This window comes from Bacillus testis (genome assembly GCF_001243895.1).
GTDB lineage: Bacteria > Bacillota > Bacilli > Bacillales > DSM-1321 > Bacillus_AD > Bacillus_AD testis.
Genome location: NZ_LN851186.1, coordinates 1,234,354 through 1,255,203 on the forward strand (window position 1 = coordinate 1,234,354; position 20,850 = coordinate 1,255,203).

20 protein-coding genes are annotated in these 20,850 nt (G+C 42.0%); 13 read left to right on the forward strand and 7 right to left on the reverse strand.

The window, feature by feature from the left end; all coding sequences use genetic code 11:
- Positions 1–36 precede the first annotated feature (36 nt).
- The gene (locus BN1765_RS06670) at positions 37–654 is read right to left on the reverse strand and encodes a polysaccharide deacetylase family protein (RefSeq protein ID WP_050616694.1); all 618 of its coding nucleotides are present in this window, start codon (positions 652–654) and stop codon (positions 37–39) included.
- 155 nt (positions 655–809) lie between these two features.
- Between BN1765_RS06670 and BN1765_RS06675 the strand changes: the two genes are divergently transcribed.
- A complete protein-coding gene (locus tag BN1765_RS06675; RefSeq protein WP_050614380.1) occupies positions 810–1,502 on the forward strand; it encodes a glycosyltransferase family 2 protein in 693 nt (230 codons plus the stop codon).
- A gap of 172 nt (positions 1,503–1,674) precedes the next feature.
- Here the strand turns inward: BN1765_RS06675 and BN1765_RS06680 are convergent, their stop codons facing one another.
- Positions 1,675–1,884: a hypothetical protein gene (locus BN1765_RS06680; RefSeq protein ID WP_050614381.1), complete on the reverse strand. Its 210-nt coding sequence runs from the start codon at positions 1,882–1,884 to the stop codon at positions 1,675–1,677.
- Positions 1,885–2,627: 743 nt separating this feature from the next.
- On the opposite strand from BN1765_RS06680, the gene arcA reads away from it, so the two are divergent.
- The 6 genes from arcA to BN1765_RS06715 all read left to right on the forward strand — a co-directional run bounded on the left by arcA (position 2,628) and on the right by BN1765_RS06715 (position 9,247).
- A complete protein-coding gene (arcA, locus tag BN1765_RS06690) occupies positions 2,628–3,863 on the forward strand; it encodes an arginine deiminase (RefSeq protein WP_050614383.1) in 1,236 nt (411 codons plus the stop codon).
- A gap of 202 nt (positions 3,864–4,065) precedes the next feature.
- Positions 4,066–5,085: an ornithine carbamoyltransferase gene (argF, locus tag BN1765_RS06695; RefSeq protein ID WP_390621191.1), complete on the forward strand. Its 1,020-nt coding sequence runs from the start codon at positions 4,066–4,068 to the stop codon at positions 5,083–5,085.
- 143 nt (positions 5,086–5,228) lie between these two features.
- Positions 5,229–6,650, forward strand: coding sequence for an arginine-ornithine antiporter (arcD, locus tag BN1765_RS06700; RefSeq protein ID WP_050614384.1), 1,422 nt, complete (start codon positions 5,229–5,231; stop codon positions 6,648–6,650).
- Between the two features lie 22 nt (positions 6,651–6,672).
- Positions 6,673–7,614 (forward strand): carbamate kinase, encoded by a 942-nt coding sequence (gene arcC / locus BN1765_RS06705; RefSeq protein WP_050614385.1) that lies wholly within the window; start codon positions 6,673–6,675, stop codon positions 7,612–7,614.
- Between the two features lie 342 nt (positions 7,615–7,956).
- Positions 7,957–8,664, forward strand: a complete 708-nt coding sequence (locus BN1765_RS06710) for a Crp/Fnr family transcriptional regulator (RefSeq protein ID WP_050614386.1) — start codon at positions 7,957–7,959, stop codon at positions 8,662–8,664.
- Between the two features lie 235 nt (positions 8,665–8,899).
- A complete protein-coding gene (locus BN1765_RS06715; RefSeq protein ID WP_050614387.1) occupies positions 8,900–9,247 on the forward strand; it encodes a nitrous oxide-stimulated promoter family protein in 348 nt (115 codons plus the stop codon).
- Between the two features lie 423 nt (positions 9,248–9,670).
- Here BN1765_RS06715 and BN1765_RS06720 read toward each other — a convergent pair whose 3' ends face one another.
- A complete protein-coding gene (locus tag BN1765_RS06720) occupies positions 9,671–11,407 on the reverse strand; it encodes a methyl-accepting chemotaxis protein (RefSeq protein WP_050614388.1) in 1,737 nt (578 codons plus the stop codon).
- A 386-nt stretch (positions 11,408–11,793) separates the two neighbouring features.
- On the opposite strand from BN1765_RS06720, the gene BN1765_RS06725 reads away from it, so the two are divergent.
- From BN1765_RS06725 to BN1765_RS06740, 4 genes are all read left to right on the forward strand, one after another.
- Positions 11,794–12,111, forward strand: coding sequence for a hypothetical protein (locus BN1765_RS06725; RefSeq protein ID WP_050614389.1), 318 nt, complete (start codon positions 11,794–11,796; stop codon positions 12,109–12,111).
- 28 nt (positions 12,112–12,139) lie between these two features.
- Positions 12,140–12,328, forward strand: a complete 189-nt coding sequence (locus BN1765_RS06730) for a hypothetical protein (RefSeq protein ID WP_050614390.1) — start codon at positions 12,140–12,142, stop codon at positions 12,326–12,328.
- A gap of 230 nt (positions 12,329–12,558) precedes the next feature.
- Positions 12,559–13,524: an ABC transporter ATP-binding protein gene (locus BN1765_RS06735; protein ID WP_050614391.1), complete on the forward strand. Its 966-nt coding sequence runs from the start codon at positions 12,559–12,561 to the stop codon at positions 13,522–13,524.
- Positions 13,469–15,034 carry an ABC transporter permease/substrate-binding protein gene (locus BN1765_RS06740; protein WP_187119428.1) on the forward strand — a complete coding sequence of 522 codons (1,566 nt, stop codon included), beginning with the start codon at positions 13,469–13,471 and terminating at the stop codon, positions 15,032–15,034. The genes BN1765_RS06735 and BN1765_RS06740 overlap by 56 nt, the downstream gene beginning before the upstream one ends.
- Positions 15,035–15,112: 78 nt before the next feature.
- Here the strand turns inward: BN1765_RS06740 and BN1765_RS06745 are convergent, their stop codons facing one another.
- On the reverse strand, positions 15,113–15,895 hold the full coding sequence (locus BN1765_RS06745) for an acetoin reductase (RefSeq protein ID WP_050614393.1): 783 nt from the start codon (positions 15,893–15,895) through the stop codon (positions 15,113–15,115).
- A gap of 320 nt (positions 15,896–16,215) precedes the next feature.
- Between BN1765_RS06745 and BN1765_RS06750 the strand changes: the two genes are divergently transcribed.
- Both BN1765_RS06750 and BN1765_RS06755 read left to right on the forward strand, forming a co-directional pair.
- Positions 16,216–17,622 (forward strand): polysaccharide deacetylase family protein, encoded by a 1,407-nt coding sequence (locus BN1765_RS06750; protein ID WP_050614394.1) that lies wholly within the window; start codon positions 16,216–16,218, stop codon positions 17,620–17,622.
- A gap of 162 nt (positions 17,623–17,784) precedes the next feature.
- A complete protein-coding gene (locus BN1765_RS06755) occupies positions 17,785–18,255 on the forward strand; it encodes a spore coat protein (protein WP_230199504.1) in 471 nt (156 codons plus the stop codon).
- A gap of 71 nt (positions 18,256–18,326) precedes the next feature.
- Here BN1765_RS06755 and BN1765_RS06760 read toward each other — a convergent pair whose 3' ends face one another.
- The 3 genes from BN1765_RS06760 to BN1765_RS06770 all read right to left on the reverse strand — a co-directional run.
- Complete coding sequence (locus tag BN1765_RS06760) at positions 18,327–18,791, reverse strand: DinB family protein (protein WP_050614396.1); 465 nt, start codon at positions 18,789–18,791, stop codon at positions 18,327–18,329.
- Between the two features lie 191 nt (positions 18,792–18,982).
- Complete coding sequence (locus BN1765_RS06765) at positions 18,983–19,306, reverse strand: ArsR/SmtB family transcription factor (protein ID WP_050614397.1); 324 nt, start codon at positions 19,304–19,306, stop codon at positions 18,983–18,985.
- Positions 19,281–20,850 (reverse strand): SulP family inorganic anion transporter (locus tag BN1765_RS06770; protein ID WP_050614398.1); only part of this gene is annotated, 1,570 nt, incomplete at its 5' end. The genes BN1765_RS06770 and BN1765_RS06765, both read right to left, overlap by 26 nt.

The following is a 20,850-nucleotide window of genomic DNA, read 5'->3' on the forward strand; positions in this document are numbered from 1 at the left end:
TAAAGAAGTGGTATGAATTTATTACCAACATCATTTTTACCACTTCTCTATCTTAAAACAATGTTGATGAAATTCAGGAATAGTGACAAATGTGTAACCTTCTTTTATTAAATAATCAATTATTTGCGGTAAGGATTTTACCGTCACATCCCTAGGGCCACTTCCATATTGATTTCCATCATGTAAAAGAATGATGCTATCGGATACTGTATCTTTTTTGATTCGTTTTTCAAGCGCAGAGCTTTCATTAATAGACCAGTCTAGACTGTCGACATTCCATAGTACAGATGTAAGCCCTAAACTTCGTATAAGCTGAAAAGACTCATTATCAATGCTTCCATAGGGTGCCCGAAATAATATTGGTTCCTCATTAAGAACTTCTTTTATTGCTTCATTTGTTTTCACTATTTGATCAGATAATTCTACTGAAGAGATTTCTAAGATTGAGGGATGATTCCATGTATGATTTCCGATTACATGGTTTTCTTTTTTTATGCGTCTAATTATTTCAGGATACTTCTTTACAGCTTCGCCTACGACAAAAAAGGTTGCTTTAATCGTATACCCATCTAAAATATCAAGAATTTGGTTTGTATATAGAGAAGGACCATCATCAAACGTAAGTGCAATCAGTTTTTGTTGAATATTCGCCAATGGCAATACACCTCTTTCTATAAAAAGGGACAAATGTGTTCACTCCTTTTCCCCCACTTCATATACTATATTAATAAAATATTTTAATCGTACCTCCACTCATATAATTTTTATGCCTTTTTTTAAAATGAACCGTGCAGAAAGGGAAGGGATCAATGGTATCTATCATTACGTGTACAAAAAGAGAAACATTTATCGATAACGTGTTAGATAATTACCAAAGGCAAGATTGGGAGGAAAAGGAATTAATCGTCATCCTTAATAATGACTCTATGAATATGAAGAAATGGAAAGAAAAAGCGAAATCGTTTAAAAATGTTTCGGTATATCAATTGGCAGAATCTATTTCGTTAGGCTCTTGCCTAAACTTCGCAATTGAAAAAGCAAAATATGATCACATAGCTAAATTTGATGATGACGATTACTATTCATCTAAATACCTGACACAGGCCATGACTGCTTTAAAGGAAAAGAATGCTTCTGTTGTAGGAAAAATCACGGCGTATTTATATTTTGAAGACCATGAATTGCTTGCCATTCATATGCCTAATTATGAAGATATGTATCTACCAGAGAATTTTAACTTAAAAGGGGCGACACTTGTTTTTAAAAAGAAAGTCTATGACAAAGTGCAATTCTCGGATAGAAACTGTGATGAAGATGATATTTTCACTATGGATTGCCGTAAACATAAATTTAAGATCTATGTAACTGATAAACAAAACTTTGTCTATATACGAAGAGATAATCCGAACCACCATACGTGGAAACAGTCATTTGATAATCTATTAAGATACTGCACAGTGGTGAAGTCAACAAACGACTTTAAGAAATACATGGAAGATTAAATAAACGAAAAATAGGCATGAAGAAGTTGTTAGATCCCAGCAGCCTGGACAAGCTCTATTGGATCGTTTCAACTGTAAATAAAGTGAAAGTTTAATCGGTGGAGGATGAATGAAACTCCCCCTTCATTTGATCGAAAATCCAACTTAAGGGGGAGTTTTTTTAGAAGTCGAGTCACTCTCTTGTGGATGGATGTTTCCCGGTCCCTTGGCAATCAGGACACTCCATTACAGCCGGATACAATCGGATAGCTCTCCGGAAGGCGGCTGCATAAGAGAATTGCCCGCTGTCCACTAACCGGGTCAGCTCCTTGTCAAGCTTGTCGTAATCTTCGTGCCGCTCGTCCATTAATTTTCCATCAATGCATTCTCCACATGGAATCATCCTCTAACACCTCGCATGTATTCTTTATTTTTATCCCATTCTAACCGGCGCTCAAACTTTCACTTTAATACGGGAGTGAAGACAAAGAAGGGTAAGTGGGGATCAAGAGCCGGTAAGAAGCTGATTGGCAACAATTTCATAGTACACCTATTTCATGAAAAACACATGAAAAATGATGAGCCAATCATAGCTTGGCTCTTATACCAGCCGTGATGGATATATGTGAGGCTACTCTTAAAAATTCTTGGTTTCTCTTATTCAATTAGCTTTTCGTTTAATGATTGTTAAAATCATATAAAAATAAACAGGCATCCAACAATATGGTGGATGCCTGTTTATTTGAGTTTAAATTGGCGCTAAAACTTCCGCTTCAAAAAATGTATCGTGGAAGTGGAGGGTCAAAAACCACTAATAATCAGGTGAAATGTATGGGTTTGTGCATGAATATTCAGAAAATGAAACAATGTAAAACGATGAAAGAAAGCGATCTCAAGTTTTTTATAAAAATGCTAATATTTTTATCGTTCATAATATACACTATTATACATTGGAGGGATTAAGAAATAGGCTAAGGATTCTGTATATTCATTAATATTTATGCGTATGAAAGAATAAAATTGTCAAGCAGTGTGAAATATTCCACATGTCGGCCAACAAATGTCTGACAACGCAATTTTTTATAAATATTAAGATAAATATGTAAACGTTACAGTTTAGCAAAGACACTAGAGGAGGTTTTTGAAATGACAACACCCCTTCATGTAACATCAGAAATTGGGGAGCTACAAACGGTCCTGCTGAAAAGACCGGGTAAAGAACTGGAAAATTTAACGCCAGAATATCTTTCACGTCTATTATTCGATGACATTCCTTACTTACCGATTGTTCAAAAAGAACATGATTATTTTGCGCAAGTTCTTCGCGATCAAAATATCGAAGTGCTCTACCTTGAAAAACTAATGGCAGAAACATTGGAGAAGGAAGGTCTTCGAGAATCATTTATAGATGATATTCTTGCAGAATCCAAGCAGACAACAAATGGATCTGCGGATGCTCTTCGCGAGTATCTATTATCTTTCGGAAACCAGGAATTGGTTGATAAAGTCATGGCCGGTGTCCGCAAAATTGAATTGCCTTCATCAAAGCGTACACATCATTTGTATGAAATGATGGAGCACCAATATCCATTCTATTTGGATCCAATGCCGAACTTGTATTTCACACGTGACCCTGCAGCGACAATCGGCAACGGTTTGACAATCAATAAGATGATGCAGCCTGCACGAAGAAGAGAGTCTTTGTTCATGCAATACATCATTAAACACCATCCGCGCTTTGCCGGGCACGATATTCCGGTTTGGCTGGATCGAAGCAACTCCTTCTCAATCGAAGGCGGAGATGAATTGATCCTGAGTGAATCTGCCATCGCTGTCGGTGTATCACAACGTACAGATTCCCGTTCAATCGAGAAATTGGCTCGAAACTTGTTTGCGCGCCAACATAAAATCAAACGCGTCCTTGCCATTGAAATCCCTGAATCCCGCGCATTCATGCACTTGGATACAGTATTCACAATGGTTAACTATGACCAGTTCACCATCCATCCTGGTATCCAAAACTCAGATGGAGAATTGAATGTTTATATCATTGAAAAAGGCAAAGAAGAGGGAGAATTGACATTCACCCACAGACGCGATCTTAAGAACGTGTTGAAAGAGACATTGAATGTATCCGAACTTGACTTGATTCCTTGTGGCGGCGGAGATGAAATCATTGCTGCACGCGAACAATGGAATGATGGTTCCAACACACTGGCCATCGCTCCGGGAACAGTTGTTACATACGATCGCAATAACGTTTCGAATGACTTGCTTCGTTCTCACGGATTGAAAGTAATCGAGGTCATTTCTTCGGAATTGTCCCGAGGCCGTGGGGGCCCACGTTGCATGAGCATGCCTCTTGTGCGTAAAGATGTTTAAGTAAATATACTTTTTTCAAAAAGCATACTGCTTGCAGGAAGATGAATCTTTTGGCAAACAGCCTGCAAAAAAGTGAGGGACGGACATGGGATCCGTCTAAAACGCCCGGCTCGCGCACGAAGCAAGCATTGGCTTCGGCCGAGCGGGGACCAACAGGGCGTGTGCTTTTAGCTTGCCTTATATACAATTTGGAGGGAAATGAATCATGGAATTGAGAAAAGAATTTAAAGGCCGCAGCTTTCTAGCAATCAAAGACTTTACTAAAGAAGAATTCTTATATCTGATCGATCTTGCCGCTGAATTGAAAGCTATGAAGAAACGGGGAGAAAAACACCGTTACTGCGAAGGCAAAAATATTGCGTTGTTATTCGAAAAATCATCTACCCGCACTCGCTGTGCGTTCACCGTAGCAGCCAATGACCTTGGAGCGGCACCTGAGTTCCTGGGCAAAGACGATATTCAACTTGGAAAGAAAGAGTCGGTTGAAGATACTGCGAAAGTACTTGGCCGTATGTTCGATGGAATCGAATTCCGTGGATTCTCCCAAGAAGTTGTTGAGGAACTTGCGAAGCATTCAGGAGTACCTGTCTGGAACGGCTTGACTGACAAATGGCATCCTACACAAATGCTTGCCGACTTCTTGACTGTGAAAGAACATTTTAACCGCCTAGAAGGCATCACATTCGTTTATGTTGGCGATGGCCGCAACAATATGGCGAACTCTTTATTGGTATCCGGAGCCAAAGCGGGCATGAACATCCGCATTTGTTCTCCAGCGACACTGTTCCCGGAAAAAGAAGTGGTTGACTTGGCTGAAAGCATTATCAAAGAAAACGGAATGGGGTCTGTTATGGTGACAGCCGACATCAACCAAGCTGTAGAAGGTGCAGACGTACTATATACAGATGTATGGGTTTCTATGGGTGAAGAGGATAAGTTCGAAGAGCGTGTTAAAACATTAACTCCATATCAAGTCAATATGGAAATGATCAAGAAAACAGGCAAGGAAGATGTCATGTTCCTGCACTGTCTGCCTGCTTTCCACGACACCAATACAACATATGGCAAGAGCGTCTATGAAAAATGGGGTCTGAAAGAAATGGAAGTGACAGATGAAGTGTTCCGCAGCAAATATTCCCATGTATTTGACCAAGCGGAAAACCGTATGCACACCATTAAAGCAGTCATCGCAGCTACAATGGGCGAAAAAGAAGAAGCATAATTTGCTTTTATAATGAAATGAATCAACAATCGGCAATGGATAACGTTATCTATTGCTGATTGTTCCTGTCTATTTATAGAATCATCTATTTTCAATGGCTTACCAGCTATTTATCCAAAAACAATAAAGAGGTGTTTTACAACATGGAAGGTACAGAACATAAGAAAGTTGGTCTGTTTTCACTTACAGCGCTTGTAATCGGCTCAATGATCGGTGGGGGAGTATTCAACCTTCCGAAAGACATGGCTTCAGGAGCCGGCGGTCTTGCCATCATCATTGGATGGGTCATTACAGCAATCGGTATGGTTACTTTGGGACTTTGTTTCCAAAACTTAACCATGAAACGCCCTGATCTAGAAGGCGGCGTATACAGTTATGCTAAGGCAGGTTTCGGGGAATTCATGGGCTTCAACTCCGCATGGGGATACTGGGTATCCGCATTCTTGGGGAACGTTGCCTATGGTACATTGCTATTCTCGTCCATCGGCTATTTCTTCCCGGTGTTTGAAGGCGGACAGAACGTCGCTTCGATCATCGGTGCGAGTGTGCTGTTATGGTTTGTTCACTGGTTGGTCCTTCAAGGCGTCCATTCAGCGACAATGATCAATGCAGTCGTGACAATTGCCAAAATGGTTCCGCTGTTATTATTTATCGTAGTAATGATTTTTGCATTCCATATTAAAGATTTCTCAGCAGGATTCCTAGGTAATATGGATTCATTCTCTTGGAGCGGAGTCGGTTCACAGGTTAAGAGCACAATGCTTGTAACACTGTGGGTATTCATTGGAATTGAGGGAGCTGTCGTTTTCTCTTCTCGTGCCCAAAACCGTTCTGATATTGGTAAGGCCACTGTTATGGGGCTTTTAGGGACAATCTTAATTTACGTATTGGTTACATTGCTATCATTGGGAGTTATGAGCCAAGAAGAGATCGCAGCCCTCGACAATCCATCAATGGGTTACATTCTTGAACATGTTGTCGGCAAATGGGGAGCTGTTGTCATCAATGCGGGTATCATCATCGCCGTTCTTGGTGCATGGCTTGGCTGGACAATGCTTGCAGCTGAAATTCCGATGCTTGCCGCTAAGGACAATGTATTCCCTAAATGGTTCGGCAAGTTGAATAAGAACGATGCTGCTTCGAATTCCATGTGGCTTACTAACGGTCTTATTCAAGTGTTCCTGTTGACATTGCTTGTCACAGAAGAAGCATATGAGTTCGCTTTTTCGTTGGCTTCCTCAGCCATTTTGGTGCCATATGTGTTCTCTGCTTTTTATCAAACGAAGTACAGCCTACAATCCAAAGATAATGATCGGATGCGCAATATAATCATTGGTTTCGTTGCCAGCATCTACGGCATCTGGCTCGTTATTGCCGCTGGTATGGACTACTTGCTGCTGACAACCATCATTTATGCCCTAGGGATCATTGTCTTCTATATGGCCCGACGTGAAAACAACGCGAAGAAAGTTTTCACGACTGTCGAATTGGTCATTGCCATTGCATTCGTATTGCTTGCTATCTTTGCAGTCTATCAATTAGCTACAGGTCACATTACTATCTAAATAGACATGGAGTGAGAGAGGAATGGAACAGAGAAAAGTAGTCATCGCACTTGGGGGAAATGCAATTCAATCAGGGGAGGCAACTGCGGAAGCGCAGCAAGCGGCTCTTGCCGATACAGCCAACAAGTTAGTGCCCTTGATTGAGAATGGCTTGAATGTCCTGATTACTCATGGCAATGGCCCGCAAGTAGGGAATATCCTGCTTCAGCAAAAAGCGGCTGATTCCGAGAAGACGCCGGCTATGCCGCTTGACACATGCGGAGCGATGAGCCAAGGGATGATTGGCTATTGGATGCAGAATGCATTTGAAACGGCTTTTGCTGAAAAGAAAATCAATAAGAGCGTGGCAAGTGTCATTACGCAGGTGGTAGTGGATAAGAACGATCCTTCCTTCGAGAATCCTACGAAGCCAATCGGGCCTTTCTATACGAAGGAAGAAGCGGATGAAATTGCAAAGGAAAATGAGTATGTTTTCAAAGAAGATGCCAATCGGGGCTATCGCCGAGTGGTTCCTTCGCCAAAACCGATTTCTATTTATGAGTATCCAGTCATTGCCGATATCCTAAATAACGGTCATCTAGTCATTGCTGCAGGAGGCGGCGGCATTCCTGTTATAGCTAATGGCACACAGCTCCATGGGACCGAGGCGGTAATCGATAAAGACTATGCTGCTGAAAAATTGGCAGAGTTAGTCGATGCCGATATCCTTGTTATTCTGACAGCTGTTGAGAACGTATATGTCAATTTCGGCAAGCCAGACCAGAAAAAACTGGAACAGGTGACGGTTGAACAAATGGAACAATACATTTCCGAAAATCAATTTGCGCCTGGAAGCATGCTGCCGAAAGTCGAAGCAGGCATTGCCTTTGCTAAATCCGGAAAAGGGCGCAAAACCATCATAACGTCTCTTGAACATGCGGATGAAGCGGTGGAAGGCAAGACTGGCACTGTCATCCAATTATAAACTATTAGTAGTTGAACCAAATGGATTTTTACTGGCGCTTGATTCCCCATTTAATCTCGTATTGAAGTGATAGTTTTAGCGCCAGTTGGAATAAAAAATGAGAAGCCGGGCGGTCTCCGCCCGGCTTCTCACATTGCCTTCGCGATTCCTTCACAATCTCTCCACAGGGCTGTCAAATGCATGCATCCAGTCTGAATCCCTATTATTTAAAAATAGTAAAAAAATGCTTTTACAGGTATACATTGCAATGAACACAATGAAAAATATGTTTTATAGTGAATATAAGGGGCTGTACATCCCCAAAAGGTTTCACATAAGAGATTTACAAAAGGAAGTGGTACTTTGAATTCTCGGATAGTGGATCGAATTAAAGATGATGAATATTTTAGCGATATTGCCTATGACCAATTAGAGACGCTGTCTTCTTATTGCTATGAACGGACATATAAGAAGGGCCAGATTTTATTCATGGAGGGAGATCCTTGTGAACGCTTCTATTATGTGTTGGATGGCTATGTAAGGCTGCAGCGCGAAGATGTATGCGAAATGAACAGTTTCTATTGCTATATAAAGAAAAAAACTTTTTTTCCATATGTTAATTTATTCCGCAAAGGTGCATACCAGCATACGGCAGTGGCTGTCACAGATGTGACGATTTTATATATATCTGTAAATCAATTCATGAATTTGTTGAAAAAAAACAATAATATGCTGATCAAAATTATCGAACATATGGAAGATATGATCGATATAAGAGAGAAAAGGCTGCAATACATTCTGCAGCAGAATGCCCAAATGCGTGTGGTAAGCACAATCGGTTACTTAACGATGCAACTTGGGGAAAAGCAACAAGGACATATAGTCATTGATTGTCCAATTACCATTACGGACATCGCCAAAATTTCCGGAACATCGAGGGAAACGGCCAGCAGTGTCATGAAACGGCTTCGCAATCAAAAGATTGTCGCTATATCTTCCGACAGGAAAATACATGTGTTAAGGCCGGATTATTTTCATCCATTATCAAAGATGGAAGAAATTGTGCTGTGAGCCATTCCTCCGACAAGGTTATGATTGTTACATAGTGAACAATGAAAAGGAGAGCGATTACATAAAGTGAACCTTTAACCGGTGGGGAGGTTTCATCCATCTCCTGCCGATTTATAGTTGAACCAATGGGATTTTTACGGCGCTTGATTTCCCGCTTACACTTCTTTTCCCTCAATTCCGTATGGGCGGGGGAGTCACAGCGCCAGTTACAATGGGATAAAAGGAGGGAATGCAAATGGACCGTATGGAAAGAGAAAGAAAAACGATTTCCAAGATGATCTCCCTGTATTGCCGTTCCCAGCACGGTAGTGAAAACCTATGTGAAGAATGCCGCAAGCTTGAGGAATACGCCTATTTTCGATTGGAAAAATGCCCTTTTCAAGAAAAGAAGCCGGCCTGTCAAAATTGCTCCATTCATTGCTACAAGCCTGATATGAAAGAACAAGTGAAAGCAGTGATGAAGTCAAGTGGCCCTAAAATGATTGTGCATAATCCCTACTATGCGATTATGCATATAATAGATACATTCAAGAAGCCCCCTGAATGGCCCGGCAAGAGAAGGGAAAAGTCTGGGATAAAGTGAATCATTGATTGGTAGGGAAATACCCACCGATCAATGGTTGAACCAATAGGTTAAAAAATATGGCTTTGATCCCCACCTATAACGTGAAACTAAACAGTACAGCAGCATCTGCTTTGCTGTTTTTTCTTGCATTCGGCATTAATTTTGCTAATTAGAGGAAAGGGAGAGCCAATAATAGAAAGCGCGATCGGAAAGACGTGAACGACCAGCCGCTTCGATTTGTGTTTAACCACTATAAAACAACTGCCCATAAAAAAAGGAACCCGCTCACATGAAGCGGATTCAAAAAATACATCTATATAGAAGGGGGTAACTTTGATACTTCTTACTATACATAAAGAATATGAATATTCTATTAAAAAAAGGTAACAAAGATATTAATTTTTCCAGCTATTAAAAAAATACTGTTAATAGACTGTTTCTTTATACCTTTAATATGTGCACATGTTGCTGTAATTCACTGGCAAGCTTGGATAGCTCGGTGGAAGAGTGGGTGATTTCCTCAATGGCCGTCTGTTGCTCAGAGGTCGAAGCTGCCACATATTGTAATCTATTCGAGGCATCTTTTGTAAGAGATGCCATATGGGTGAATGTAGCCGATACTTCTTCTGTGCCGGCAGACATCTCTTCGACGGTTGCCGCCATATCGCTCACTTTGTTTGCCATCGCTGTCATCGATTGGACAATATCGCTAAATTTCATTTCGGTTTTTTCAATGATTGATATGCCCGTATCCACTTCACTGCTCACGTGGTTCATGGAAGCAGTCGAGTTTGCCATGTGTCCGTTAATTTCTTTTACAATCTCAGAAATCTGCTGCGATGAATTTTGGGATTGCTCCGCAAGTTTTCTGACCTCGTCCGCTACTACAGCGAAGCCTCTGCCGTGCTCACCAGCCCTGGCTGCTTCGATGGCTGCATTCAACGATAACAGATTGGTTTGATCAGCAATGGCAATGATGCTATTGGAGATTTCCCCTATTTCCTTAGAACTTGTTTCCAGTAATTTCAATACGTTGTTGCTTTCTTTCACTTGCTGGTGGATCAAGCGAATCTGATTACCGGTCTGCATAACGAAGTTCTTTCCTTCATCTGCCTGTTCGATGACATGTTTGCTTGATGTTGAGATTAACATGGCATTTTCTGCAAGGTTTTGGATACCGATCGTGACCTCTTCAAGAGAATAAGCACTTTCTTCTATGCTCTGGCTGTTGCTTTGGGCCCCTGCTGCAACTAGCTGGGTCGCTTCTGCGATTTCCTTTGTCGTTTGGTTCGATTCTTCTGCTGAAGCAGTTAGTTGTTCGGAAGAGGAGGCCACTTGGACGGTCAAGTGTTTCACCATCGAAATAAGGGATTGCATATTCGTTTTCATCGTACTGAAATCCTTCGCCAATTCGCCTGTCTCATCGTTTGTTTTAACAGTTATATTTTCTCCGGAGAAGTCCCCTTTTGCCGCTTTCTTCAATTCCTTACTGATGACCCGAAGTGGATTGGTGAAGCGGACGGCGAACAAATATGTAGCCATGCCGCCGAGGACAAGGGCAATCGCTGTAATGATGATTATCCACTTGGATACTAATTTTGCTCCGTGGTGAAACTCATTTGCCGTCGCATCCGACCCGACAGTCCAGCCCCAATTTGGATCTTTCTCTACATATGCGATCATTTTCTCTGGCATATGGGTCCGTGGGTCCGTGAATGTATACGTAATGAATCCGCCTTTTTTGCCTTTATCAAGAAAGGTTTTGCCCATATCCATTCCCTCTTCTGTTTTGGAGCCTACCATGCTCGATCCCTCGCCTTGGGGACTGAGGACAATGGTACCTTCTTCATCGATTGCAAAGGTATAGCCGGATTTGCCGACGGTGTAGACAGGGTTCTGTTGGCGGATCCCCTTGCTGTCCATCTTGCTCGTAACCTGTTCGCGCAATTGCTCCTCCGCATCTTCTTGAGAAAGATAGCCGCTGTCGACCTGTTTATCAAGCAACGCTATCATATCAATTATTTTTTGTGTATTATCCTTTAATTGCTGTGCTCCTGATTCGTTCAGCTCATTCTTGCTGATATTGTATGCACTTATGCTTATGGCAAGCGTTGGGATCAACAAGATGAGCAAGCACAATAGGATCAGTTTTCCTCGTAATGAATATTGTTTTTTCATTTTAGTAACTCCTTTATTAGTTTTTGTCTGTTTATGCCACCCTAACTGGCGCAAACGTCCTGTTTAGCGCGTAGAGTATATAGGCGGATAAGGATAGGAGATGTAAGAGCCATTAAGAATTCGATTGGTTCAACTACTAATCGACGGGGATGAATGAAAACCCCAAATGGCCAAACGTTTTACTTTATCTCAATATAGTTATCGTCCACGTTGGCTAAATGTGAACAGATATCCAAAGAAGGTGTGTCTATTTATCGAAAAAATAGAAAACGATGCATGTTTGACATTTTAAATTCATGATAAAGGGGTAAAAGTCATAATGTGTTCAATAAAAGTTTTATCTATTTCCAAGTGTTTTTAGAATAATAAAGAGGTGGAGGTGGACTATGACTTTCAGGCAATTTCACGACATAATGATCGATCTGTCTCTGGTTGAAGCGATTGACGGGGTGTGCCATTCACGTGTGGTACACGAACAATTAATCGATCCCTCTATTGAGGAAGTAACCATCATTGATAATGAGAAATGGAGTTTGCGATTCTCCAAACGCACTGGAAAGGTCAGCTTCCAGACAAAAGAATTGAGTAGAGAGAAAAGTGAACAAATAATCCATGATAAAGAAGTGATAAGTATTCATCGTCGCCAGCTAGAACTTGTCTTGGTCCGCTACCTGAAATTAGTCGAAAATTCACCGCATGTATAAGGATTGGTATTTTGAGAGGTGTCAATAAATGAAGAAGCCGAAGGTAGATGCCATTTCGGACAATGATCCTATTTTTCTTGTGATGGCAGCTGCAAGCCTAGCTTTAAAAAAAGAAAATAAGAAGGAGCACGCGGAAAAAATGAGAAAGCGTCTCCGTTTCACACAAAGCAATGATGAAGCGATGAGAATTATACAGGAGTATGTGGAAATCATATAGAATCTTTTAAGAAGGCACCTAGTGAAGGTGCCTTTTTTGCCATTTGATGAAGCGAGAGACGGATTCGTGCTGAAAAAGGGATCCTAAAGCAATCATCATGTGGCTTTTAGGTATTATGCGGGCAATAAAGTTTGTAAAACAGGCACTAAACATGATTGTGTTACAGACATAATGGGTACATATGAAGAGTTATGGGGAATAAAAAGAAATAGTGGATAAGGGAGACACTTATGATTACTTTTAAACATGTCACGAAGAGTTATGAAGATGGCACCAAAGCAGTGGATAGCCTCAATTTTACGATTGAAAAAGGCGAATTTTTTGTGCTGATTGGCCCCAGTGGTTGCGGCAAAACGACAACGCTTAAGATGGTGAACCGGCTGATTGAGCGGACAAGCGGGGAAATCACCCTTAACGGGAAAGACATACAGGATTATGACATACATGAACTGCGCTGGGATATCGGATATGTACTTCAGCAGATTTCATTGTTTCCTCATATGACAATCGGCGAAAATATCGCCGTCGTACCCGAACTGAAGAAATGGGATAAAAATAAAGTGAATAAGCGGGTGGAGGAATTGTTGGTTATGGTAGGGCTAGACCCCGACCGCTACCGCCACAAAAAACCGAGCGAGCTATCAGGAGGAGAACAGCAAAGAATCGGAGTAGCCAGAGCACTGGCAGCTGATCCGGCGCTGATTCTGATGGATGAACCATTCAGTGCACTTGATCCCATTAGCAGGGAAAAACTCCAGGAAGATATGCTCCACCTGAAGCGCGCCATACATAAAACGATCATCTTTGTTACACATGATATACAAGAAGCCTTAAAATTAGGGGATCGTATCTGTGTCATGAAAGAAGGGGCAATCGAACAAATTGGAACGCCGCACGACATTCTTCACGCTCCTGTGAATTCATTTGTTTCAGGATTTATCGGAGTCCATCGCGGTTTGCCAAAAGAACCGGCGATTGCAGAGTATATGGAGAGAGGCCCGATTCTTGCTGAGGAGGCGGCTTCATTAAACAAGATTCCTGTCGATGCCGATTTTTCGGAAGCATTGAACTTGTTGCTCAATCATGAATCGATCGCCATTGTCGATGCTGGTGCGATCATCGGTACTTTATCGCGTAAGGATGTCATTCGGCTTCTGGCCAATCAGCAGAGTGGGGGAGGTGCCGTCCGTGGATGAATTTTTGGATGTCTTTGCTGAAAGACAGGGGCAATTAGGAAGCGCCCTGCTCCAGCATATCCAACTATCTTTTATCTCACTGCTCATCGCGGTCATAATAGCCATTCCGCTGGGGATCTATTTAACCAAGAAGCCAAGGATAGCGGAAGGCATTATTGGCATAACGGCTGTACTGCAGACAATACCTTCCTTGGCACTGCTCGGATTGCTTATTCCTCTGTTCGGAATCGGGAAGGTTCCCGCCATTATCGCGCTCGTTGTCTATGCGCTTCTGCCGATATTAAGGAATACATATACGGGCATCAAGGAAGTCGATCCTTCACTTATTGAAGCAGCCCGTGCCATGGGCATGAACAACACGAAAAGAATGATGAAAGTTGAATTGCCATTGGCTATGCCGGTCATTATGGCCGGGATACGAACTGGTATGGTTCTGATTGTCGGCACAGCCACACTCGCTGCATTGATTGGTGCTGGCGGGCTTGGAGAAATCATCCTCCTTGGCATCGACCGCAACGACACGGCATTGATTATTTTAGGTGCGATCCCGACTGCGCTGCTTGCCATTTTGATTGATTTTATTCTTCGCCGTTTTGAGAAGCTGTCTTTTAAAACGGCATTGGCATCGATCGCCGCATTAGTAGTCGTGGTGGCATTGGCGATTGGCATTCCTTATTTGTCTAAAGGAACGGATGATAAAATTGTCATTGCTGGGAAACTGGGTTCAGAGCCTGAAATCCTTATTAATCTATATAAAGAGTTAATCGAGGCAGATACAGATTATTCAGTTGAACTAAAGCCGGGTTTAGGAAAGACGTCGTTTGTGTTCAATGCCTTGAAATCAGGCAGCATAGATATCTACCCGGAATTCACCGGTACAGCCATTACTGAATTCTTGAAAGAAAACGCAACAAGCACAGACGCTAAAGACGTGTATAACCAAGCACGTGCGGGCCTTAAGAAAACATTCAATATGGAGCTGCTTAAACCGATGGAATACAATAACACGTATGCAATTGGTGTAAGCAAAACGGTTGCGGAGCAGTATGGTTTAGAGAAGCTATCAGACTTGAAAGCATATGAAAATCAATTAAAGGCAGGATTCACCCTCGAATTCTCAGACCGTGAAGACGGTTATAAAGGCATCAAGAAAAAGTATGGCATTGAATTTGCCCATTTGAAAACCATGGAACCTAAGCTTCGGTACCGTGCCGTGAAAATAGGGGACATCGATATAGTCGATGCCTATTCAACTGACAGCGAATTGCGCCAGTATAAATTGAAGGTGCTTAAGGATGATCTCCATCTTTTCCCTCCATATCAGGGAGCTCCCCTGCTGAAGGAAGAGACGTTGGAAAAATACCCAGACTTAAAGAAAGCATTGAATAAATTGTCAGGTAAAATCACGGATGATGAAATGCGGCAAATGAATTATGAAGTGAATGTGAATGGAAAGAGCCCAGCAGAGGTGGCCAAGGCCTATCTGCAAAAGGAAAAATTAATTAAGTAGTTGATTCATAAATGAATAGCGATTGTTTTCATGTACAAAAGCCATGGATCCATTCCATGGCTTTTGCTATGTATCTATCTAATTAAAAAGCATGCCACCATCGATGATGACTGATTGGCCTGTCATATAATTGGAATCGGAAGAAGCCAAGTGCGATACAAAATGAGCGACATCCTCAGGCGTTTGCGTCCGTCCTAAGGCAATTCCTTCTGAGTATGCTTTGAAGGCCCCTCCTTTTTCAACGTCCATGTACGGGCATAGGCATTCGTCAAGATAGGCCCACATATCGGTACCGACAATCCCTGGACAATAGGCATTGACCGTGATTCCGTAGGGCGCAAATTCCTGGGCTGCTGTTTGCGTCAACCCCCGTATGGCGAATTTAGTTGCTGAATAAGCGCCGAGTAGACTGAATCCTTTATGTGCAGCGATGCTTGCCGCATTGATGATTTTTCCGCTGCCTTGTTTCTTCATTTGTTCTGCGGCTGCTTGCATACCGTAAACTGTGCCGAAAACATTTACGTGAAAAATCTTCTCTAAATCATCAGGGGTGATTTCCAGAATGGAACCGACTTGGGCGATCCCTGCATTGGATACATAAACATCTATGCGTCCGAAGAGTTGAACCGTCTGCTCAACAAGAGAAAAGACATCCTCTCTTTTGCTAACGTCCCCCTGAATGGCTTTTGCCATATGAGTTCCGCTTGATTCTATGATTTCCTTTTCGACGTGTTTAGCCTTATCGATGTCCACATCATTGAGTACGACGGTAAATCCATCCTTAGAAAGACGATGGGCAATACCTCTGCCGATGCCGGACCCAGCTCCGGTCACAACCGCCACCTGTTTGGTCGCATTCATACAGAACCTACTCCTTTATTCTGAAAATATATTATATTAAAATATTATCAAAATATTTGGTTAAATACAATATTGCACCTTATACCAAATAGGAAAAGAAAACTATTTAACTGACTTAACCGTTTAAATAAGTGGTAACTAAAAAATATGTCTAGCATGCTAGTTCAAAAAACTTCCAAATAAGAACTTGATGCATCCATCCTTACAATCTCTTATAATTAGAAACCAATGGTATTTTTCTATAATAAATATATGAATATAATTATAGTAAGGGTGGATTTTTTCACTAACATAAAATGCAATGGGGGAAAGCAACAACGATGTGGCGCAATGGATTAATTAGCATCATGACCATTATGGTCGCAATAATTTTGATCGGGTGCAGCTTAGCGAAAGGGCACCAAACATTTGAAGTCAAGGAATCCATAGAGACTTCTGATTTTAAGGGCATTGATATTATGACCGAAGAGGGCCATTCAGCTGATGCAACATATAAAGTACAGATGGTCCACACAGGGAATGAAACACTGAATGATCTCATCTCGTCATATGTCGGGAAACATAAGCAGTTTTTTTTGGATGAAGTGGCGCAAAAAGGTTTAAAAGATGAAAAAAAAGAGAAATCATCGTTCAGCCTTGAAGCTAAACTAATGCATGTTTCCGATCGGTATATCAGCATCGAATATACCCGGAAAGAGAAGTTGCCCCAAAAGGAACCTATCTCTAGAATGGATACGATCACATATGATTTAACTAAAAACAAACAGATACAAATGGAGGACTTGTTTTATAGACCTAACGGTTGGGAAAAGCTTGCCGAACAAACAAAGCTAAGTATTTTGAAGGATGAAGAGGCATTAAAAACATCAACTTACGAGCAAATTTCACAAGCATTCCAACATCCGGAGCGAGACTTGAAGAAATTCTCATTTACTCCAAAAGGGATGAATATATACCTTGATAATGGAAAAAAGGAAACTGAATACATATGCTTTCTTGCCTCCGAAAATTTAAAAGGAATTATGGAAGAAAACGATATTCCTCCTGTTTATCAGACAGCTGTTGATTCCCCAGAAGTATTGTCGGGTACTGTACAGCCGACTCCGCAAAATCTGCCATCTGCCGGGAAACTGATTGCCTTGACATTTGATGATGGCCCTCACATAACCCGGACGCCCCGCGTATTGGATGTATTGAAGAAGTACAATGCGAAAGCTACTTTTTTTGTATTGGGCGAGCAAGTTCAACAATATCCGGGAATTTTGCAGCGAATCTCGGCGGAAGGCCATGAAATCGGAAGCCATACGTGGGACCATAGCTTCCTTCCAAAGCTGGGACCAGTAGAAATGATGAGGCAAATCTATAAGACCTCAGAAGTGATCGCTAAAACAGCCGGCAAAAAGCCGACTGTGCTTAGGCCGCCTTATGGCGCTTTTAATGACCAATTAGAAAGCCTGTTAGATGTGCCGATTGTCAATTGGTCTGTCGATACACTTGATTGGAAGCACAGCAATAGCCAAAGTGTCCTTCGGATTGTAAAAAGGGACGCCCGCCCTGGAAGCATCATCCTTATGCATGATATCCAGCAAGCAACGGTGGAGGCACTGGAAGAAATCTTGCTTTATTTACAAAGCCAAGATTATCAATGTGTGACGGTGAGTGAATTGCTGGGTATCCAGGACCGTCAAGAAGACTTCGTAGGCCAGGTATTCTATGAAAAAGAATAAAGTGAAACTTTCCAATCCCGCAGCGAATAAGCAGCGGGATTTTTGATCCCATTAAATACTGACTAAAAATAATCATCTAAAATTTTAGGCTTCCGCCGGGACAAATTGCGAAAGGAAAGGGCCAGGAATATAGTGAATATGTAATCTCAGGGAGGGATATTTTTGAAGCAGCTTGCTTGGCACGAAACGTTAGAGCTTCATGAACTGATTGCTTCACAAGCAAATCAGCTGATGGCACTTAAGAAAAATCTGGGCGCCATCACCGATCCGAAACTCAAGAAGTTATATGAAAAAGCGATTAATCAAATGGAAAAAAACTTGCGTGAATTGCTATCTTTCATTCCTTTGGCGCCTCAGCCGAGAGAAGACGACGACAGGGACAGTCAAACCGGATTCCAGGCCGGAAGTCTCTTGGGCATGTCCAAGGGATTGATCAGATCCTATGCCGGCGCCATAATGGAAACAGCCACCCCTCAATTAAGGATGGTGATGAAAAATCATTTGAATAATGCCATCGATCTTCATTGGGATGTTTTCCAGTTCATGTATGAAAAAGGATATTATCCTGCATACCAATTGGATGCTCTATTGAAAAATGATGTCGATAATGCGGGCAAAGCATTGAATATGTAATTGTAAAAAAGCATCCTTCCCAATCGGGAAACATGCTTTTTGCAACGGTCCAAAGAACTGGTTTGTCTGCTTTAGGCCGTTTTATTGATAATCTGTTCTATTTCCTTCTTATGATTATAATCATGCTGTATAAGTTCGGCAAAATAGTCGGAAAGAGTTTTGGAAGGATCCATCGGGAACGGTTCAGTGAAACGGTGTTCCGGCAACATGACAAGTAAGGCCAAGAAGCGCTGGCGGACGATAATAAAACGATCAATCAGTTCAGATTTGCTTAATCCGTAAAGCGTTTCTTTCGCTTTACGTGTTAGGGTGCTTGAATCAATTTCTACTTGAGGGAGAGGCTGATTCTTCACTAAATAAGGCAAGCGGTAGGTGACGAGAAAATGATCCAATGAGTTCAGTCTGGCAACCAAGTGGGCCACACGGTTGTCCTCCTCTTGGATTCGTTTGGGCCAAATCTGCTTTGAGACGTTTTTTAATGAACTTACCCATTGGATGAAGTGCTGTTTTTCTTTTATGATTGTGAGTTTGTCCATTGCAAAACCTCCTGTGAAAAAGTAAAACTTCTGTCAGCTTAGATAAATGAATAAAATAGATAAGAGCGACCATTTAAGCCAACTTGAGAATTATAACAAAACATAGGAGTGGTGGGCATTAATTTGCTTGCACACAAAAAACATAGCCCCGCTGGCTATGTTTTTTGTTATTATCCATTGTATAACATTGTTTATTTGCTGACGGAATCAAGCATCTGAATGGCATCGATTAAATGATTGCTGAATATTTTCTTGGCCACATCCAATAATTCAACAATCATGGGATCGCGTAGTGAATAGACAACCTTATTGCCTTCTTTTCGGCTGATGACTATGTTTTTGCTGCGTAAGACCATCAACTGCTGGGAAACAGCCGAACCTTCACTGCCAATCAAGGTTTGAAGCTCATTTACATTTTTTTCGCCGCTGGAAAGCAGCTCAAGGATACGGATCCGGAGCGGATGGGCTAAAGCTTTGAAAAAATCTGCTTTAAACTGTTGCATCTCTAAGTTCATGTTCTACCTCCACCTTTGCTTGCGGCACTCTTGCAGTCGATCTCTCGCAGCATTCTGTAAATGCAAAGTGCTTACAGTGCCTGCACATGTCACTGTTCACTACTTGCATTCCATGCGAAATGGCGCTTTGTGTATCTGGAAAGATATGCTCGGGTCCGATTTCTTCATAAAGGCCTGTCCGTTTCACTATTTCAAGAGGTTGGTCGCTTAGTCCGGAAACGATGACTTGGCACTGTTTTTTCTTCAATTGTTTCCATATATTCTTTAAATTATTTGCACCCGTCGTATCAAGATAGATAACTTTGTTCATTTTCAAAAGAACGACTTTGGGAGCCAAGTGAATGGTGTCAAACACACGGTAGACGAATGTTTCGGCCGCACCGAAAAAGAGAGAGCCTTCTATTTCAAAAACGGATATCTGCGGACAATAATGGGAATCAGACACAGCGGCGGCCGTCAATTTGCCTCCGTCCTTTGTGTGGTCAGGGAGCACATGGTTCACTCTGAATAATTCGCTCATCCGTTTGACGAATAGGATGGCTGCCAGCAATAATCCGACTTCCACAGCCACGGTCAAATTAACGAACACGGTTAATAGGAAGGTGAGCATGAGAACGATTGAATCGCCAGTTTTTGTTTTTAAAATTGCAATGAATTCTTTTCGTTCGCTCATATTCCAAGCCACTACCATCAGAACAGGCGCCATCGAAGCAAGTGGAATCAGTGAGGCATATGGGGCAAGAACCAAGAGTGTGATCAATACAACAATCCCATGGATAACCCCGGCGACTCTAGTTTGGGCGCCACTCTTTACGTTCGTCGCCGTCCGGGCGATTGCTCCGGTCGCTGGAATGCCTCCGAATAAAGGAACAACCATATTCGCAATTCCCTGTCCGATCAGTTCTTTATTGCTGTTATGCCGCGTATCGGTCATGCCATCGGCTACAACTGCCGACAATAATGATTCGATAGCGCAAAGCATAGCAATGGTGAATGCGGGGCGAATCAATTCGACTACTTCGGAAAATGAAACAGAAAAGAAGGAGACCTGCGGTAAATGATTAGGGATTTCGCCGTATGATGAGCCGATGGTTGCTGCCTGCCCTCCGAAAAACAGGGTAGCCACAGCCGTTGAAACAAGGATGCCTATTATAGCGCCCGGCACCTTTGGAAAAATCTTAGGCGTCACGATAATCGTCGCCAGACAGATCAAAGCGGTGACTATACTGTATACATTGAATGTCGGCAGGTGGGCTATAATTTGCTCAATATTCTCGTGGAATAATTCCTTGTTGACAACGCCTTCCAAGCCTAAAAACTTGGAGATCTGCCCGGTGAATATAGTGACCGCAATACCGGCAGTAAAACCGATGATGACCGGGCGGGGGATATACTTAATAAGAACGCCAAGCTTGCATATTCCCATTAAAACAAGCATGAGGCCCGCCATAAAGCCCGCTACTAAAAGCCCTTTGTAGCCATAAGAGGCGGTTATGGCAAAAAGCAACGGAATAAAGGCGCCTGTTGGGCCGGCAATTTGGAAA

What these genes read in the sequence shown, in the direction of transcription:
- BN1765_RS06675 (WP_050614380.1), top strand. Translation starts at nt 810, where the DNA reads ATGGTATCTATCATTACGTGTACAAAAAGAGAAACATTTATCGATAAC.
- BN1765_RS06680 (WP_050614381.1), bottom strand. Translation starts at nt 1,884, where the DNA reads ATGATTCCATGTGGAGAATGCATTGATGGAAAATTAATGGACGAGCGG.
- arcA (WP_050614383.1), top strand. Translation starts at nt 2,628, where the DNA reads ATGACAACACCCCTTCATGTAACATCAGAAATTGGGGAGCTACAAACG.
- arcD (WP_050614384.1), top strand. Translation starts at nt 5,229, where the DNA reads ATGGAAGGTACAGAACATAAGAAAGTTGGTCTGTTTTCACTTACAGCG.
- arcC (WP_050614385.1), top strand. Translation starts at nt 6,673, where the DNA reads ATGGAACAGAGAAAAGTAGTCATCGCACTTGGGGGAAATGCAATTCAA.
- BN1765_RS06715 (WP_050614387.1), top strand. Translation starts at nt 8,900, where the DNA reads ATGGACCGTATGGAAAGAGAAAGAAAAACGATTTCCAAGATGATCTCC.
- BN1765_RS06720 (WP_050614388.1), bottom strand. Translation starts at nt 11,407, where the DNA reads ATGAAAAAACAATATTCATTACGAGGAAAACTGATCCTATTGTGCTTG.
- BN1765_RS06725 (WP_050614389.1), top strand. Translation starts at nt 11,794, where the DNA reads ATGACTTTCAGGCAATTTCACGACATAATGATCGATCTGTCTCTGGTT.
- BN1765_RS06730 (WP_050614390.1), top strand. Translation starts at nt 12,140, where the DNA reads ATGAAGAAGCCGAAGGTAGATGCCATTTCGGACAATGATCCTATTTTT.
- BN1765_RS06735 (WP_050614391.1), top strand. Translation starts at nt 12,559, where the DNA reads ATGATTACTTTTAAACATGTCACGAAGAGTTATGAAGATGGCACCAAA.
- BN1765_RS06740 (WP_187119428.1), top strand. Translation starts at nt 13,469, where the DNA reads ATGTCATTCGGCTTCTGGCCAATCAGCAGAGTGGGGGAGGTGCCGTCC.
- BN1765_RS06745 (WP_050614393.1), bottom strand. Translation starts at nt 15,895, where the DNA reads ATGAATGCGACCAAACAGGTGGCGGTTGTGACCGGAGCTGGGTCCGGC.
- BN1765_RS06750 (WP_050614394.1), top strand. Translation starts at nt 16,216, where the DNA reads ATGTGGCGCAATGGATTAATTAGCATCATGACCATTATGGTCGCAATA.
- BN1765_RS06760 (WP_050614396.1), bottom strand. Translation starts at nt 18,791, where the DNA reads ATGGACAAACTCACAATCATAAAAGAAAAACAGCACTTCATCCAATGG.
- BN1765_RS06765 (WP_050614397.1), bottom strand. Translation starts at nt 19,306, where the DNA reads ATGAACTTAGAGATGCAACAGTTTAAAGCAGATTTTTTCAAAGCTTTA.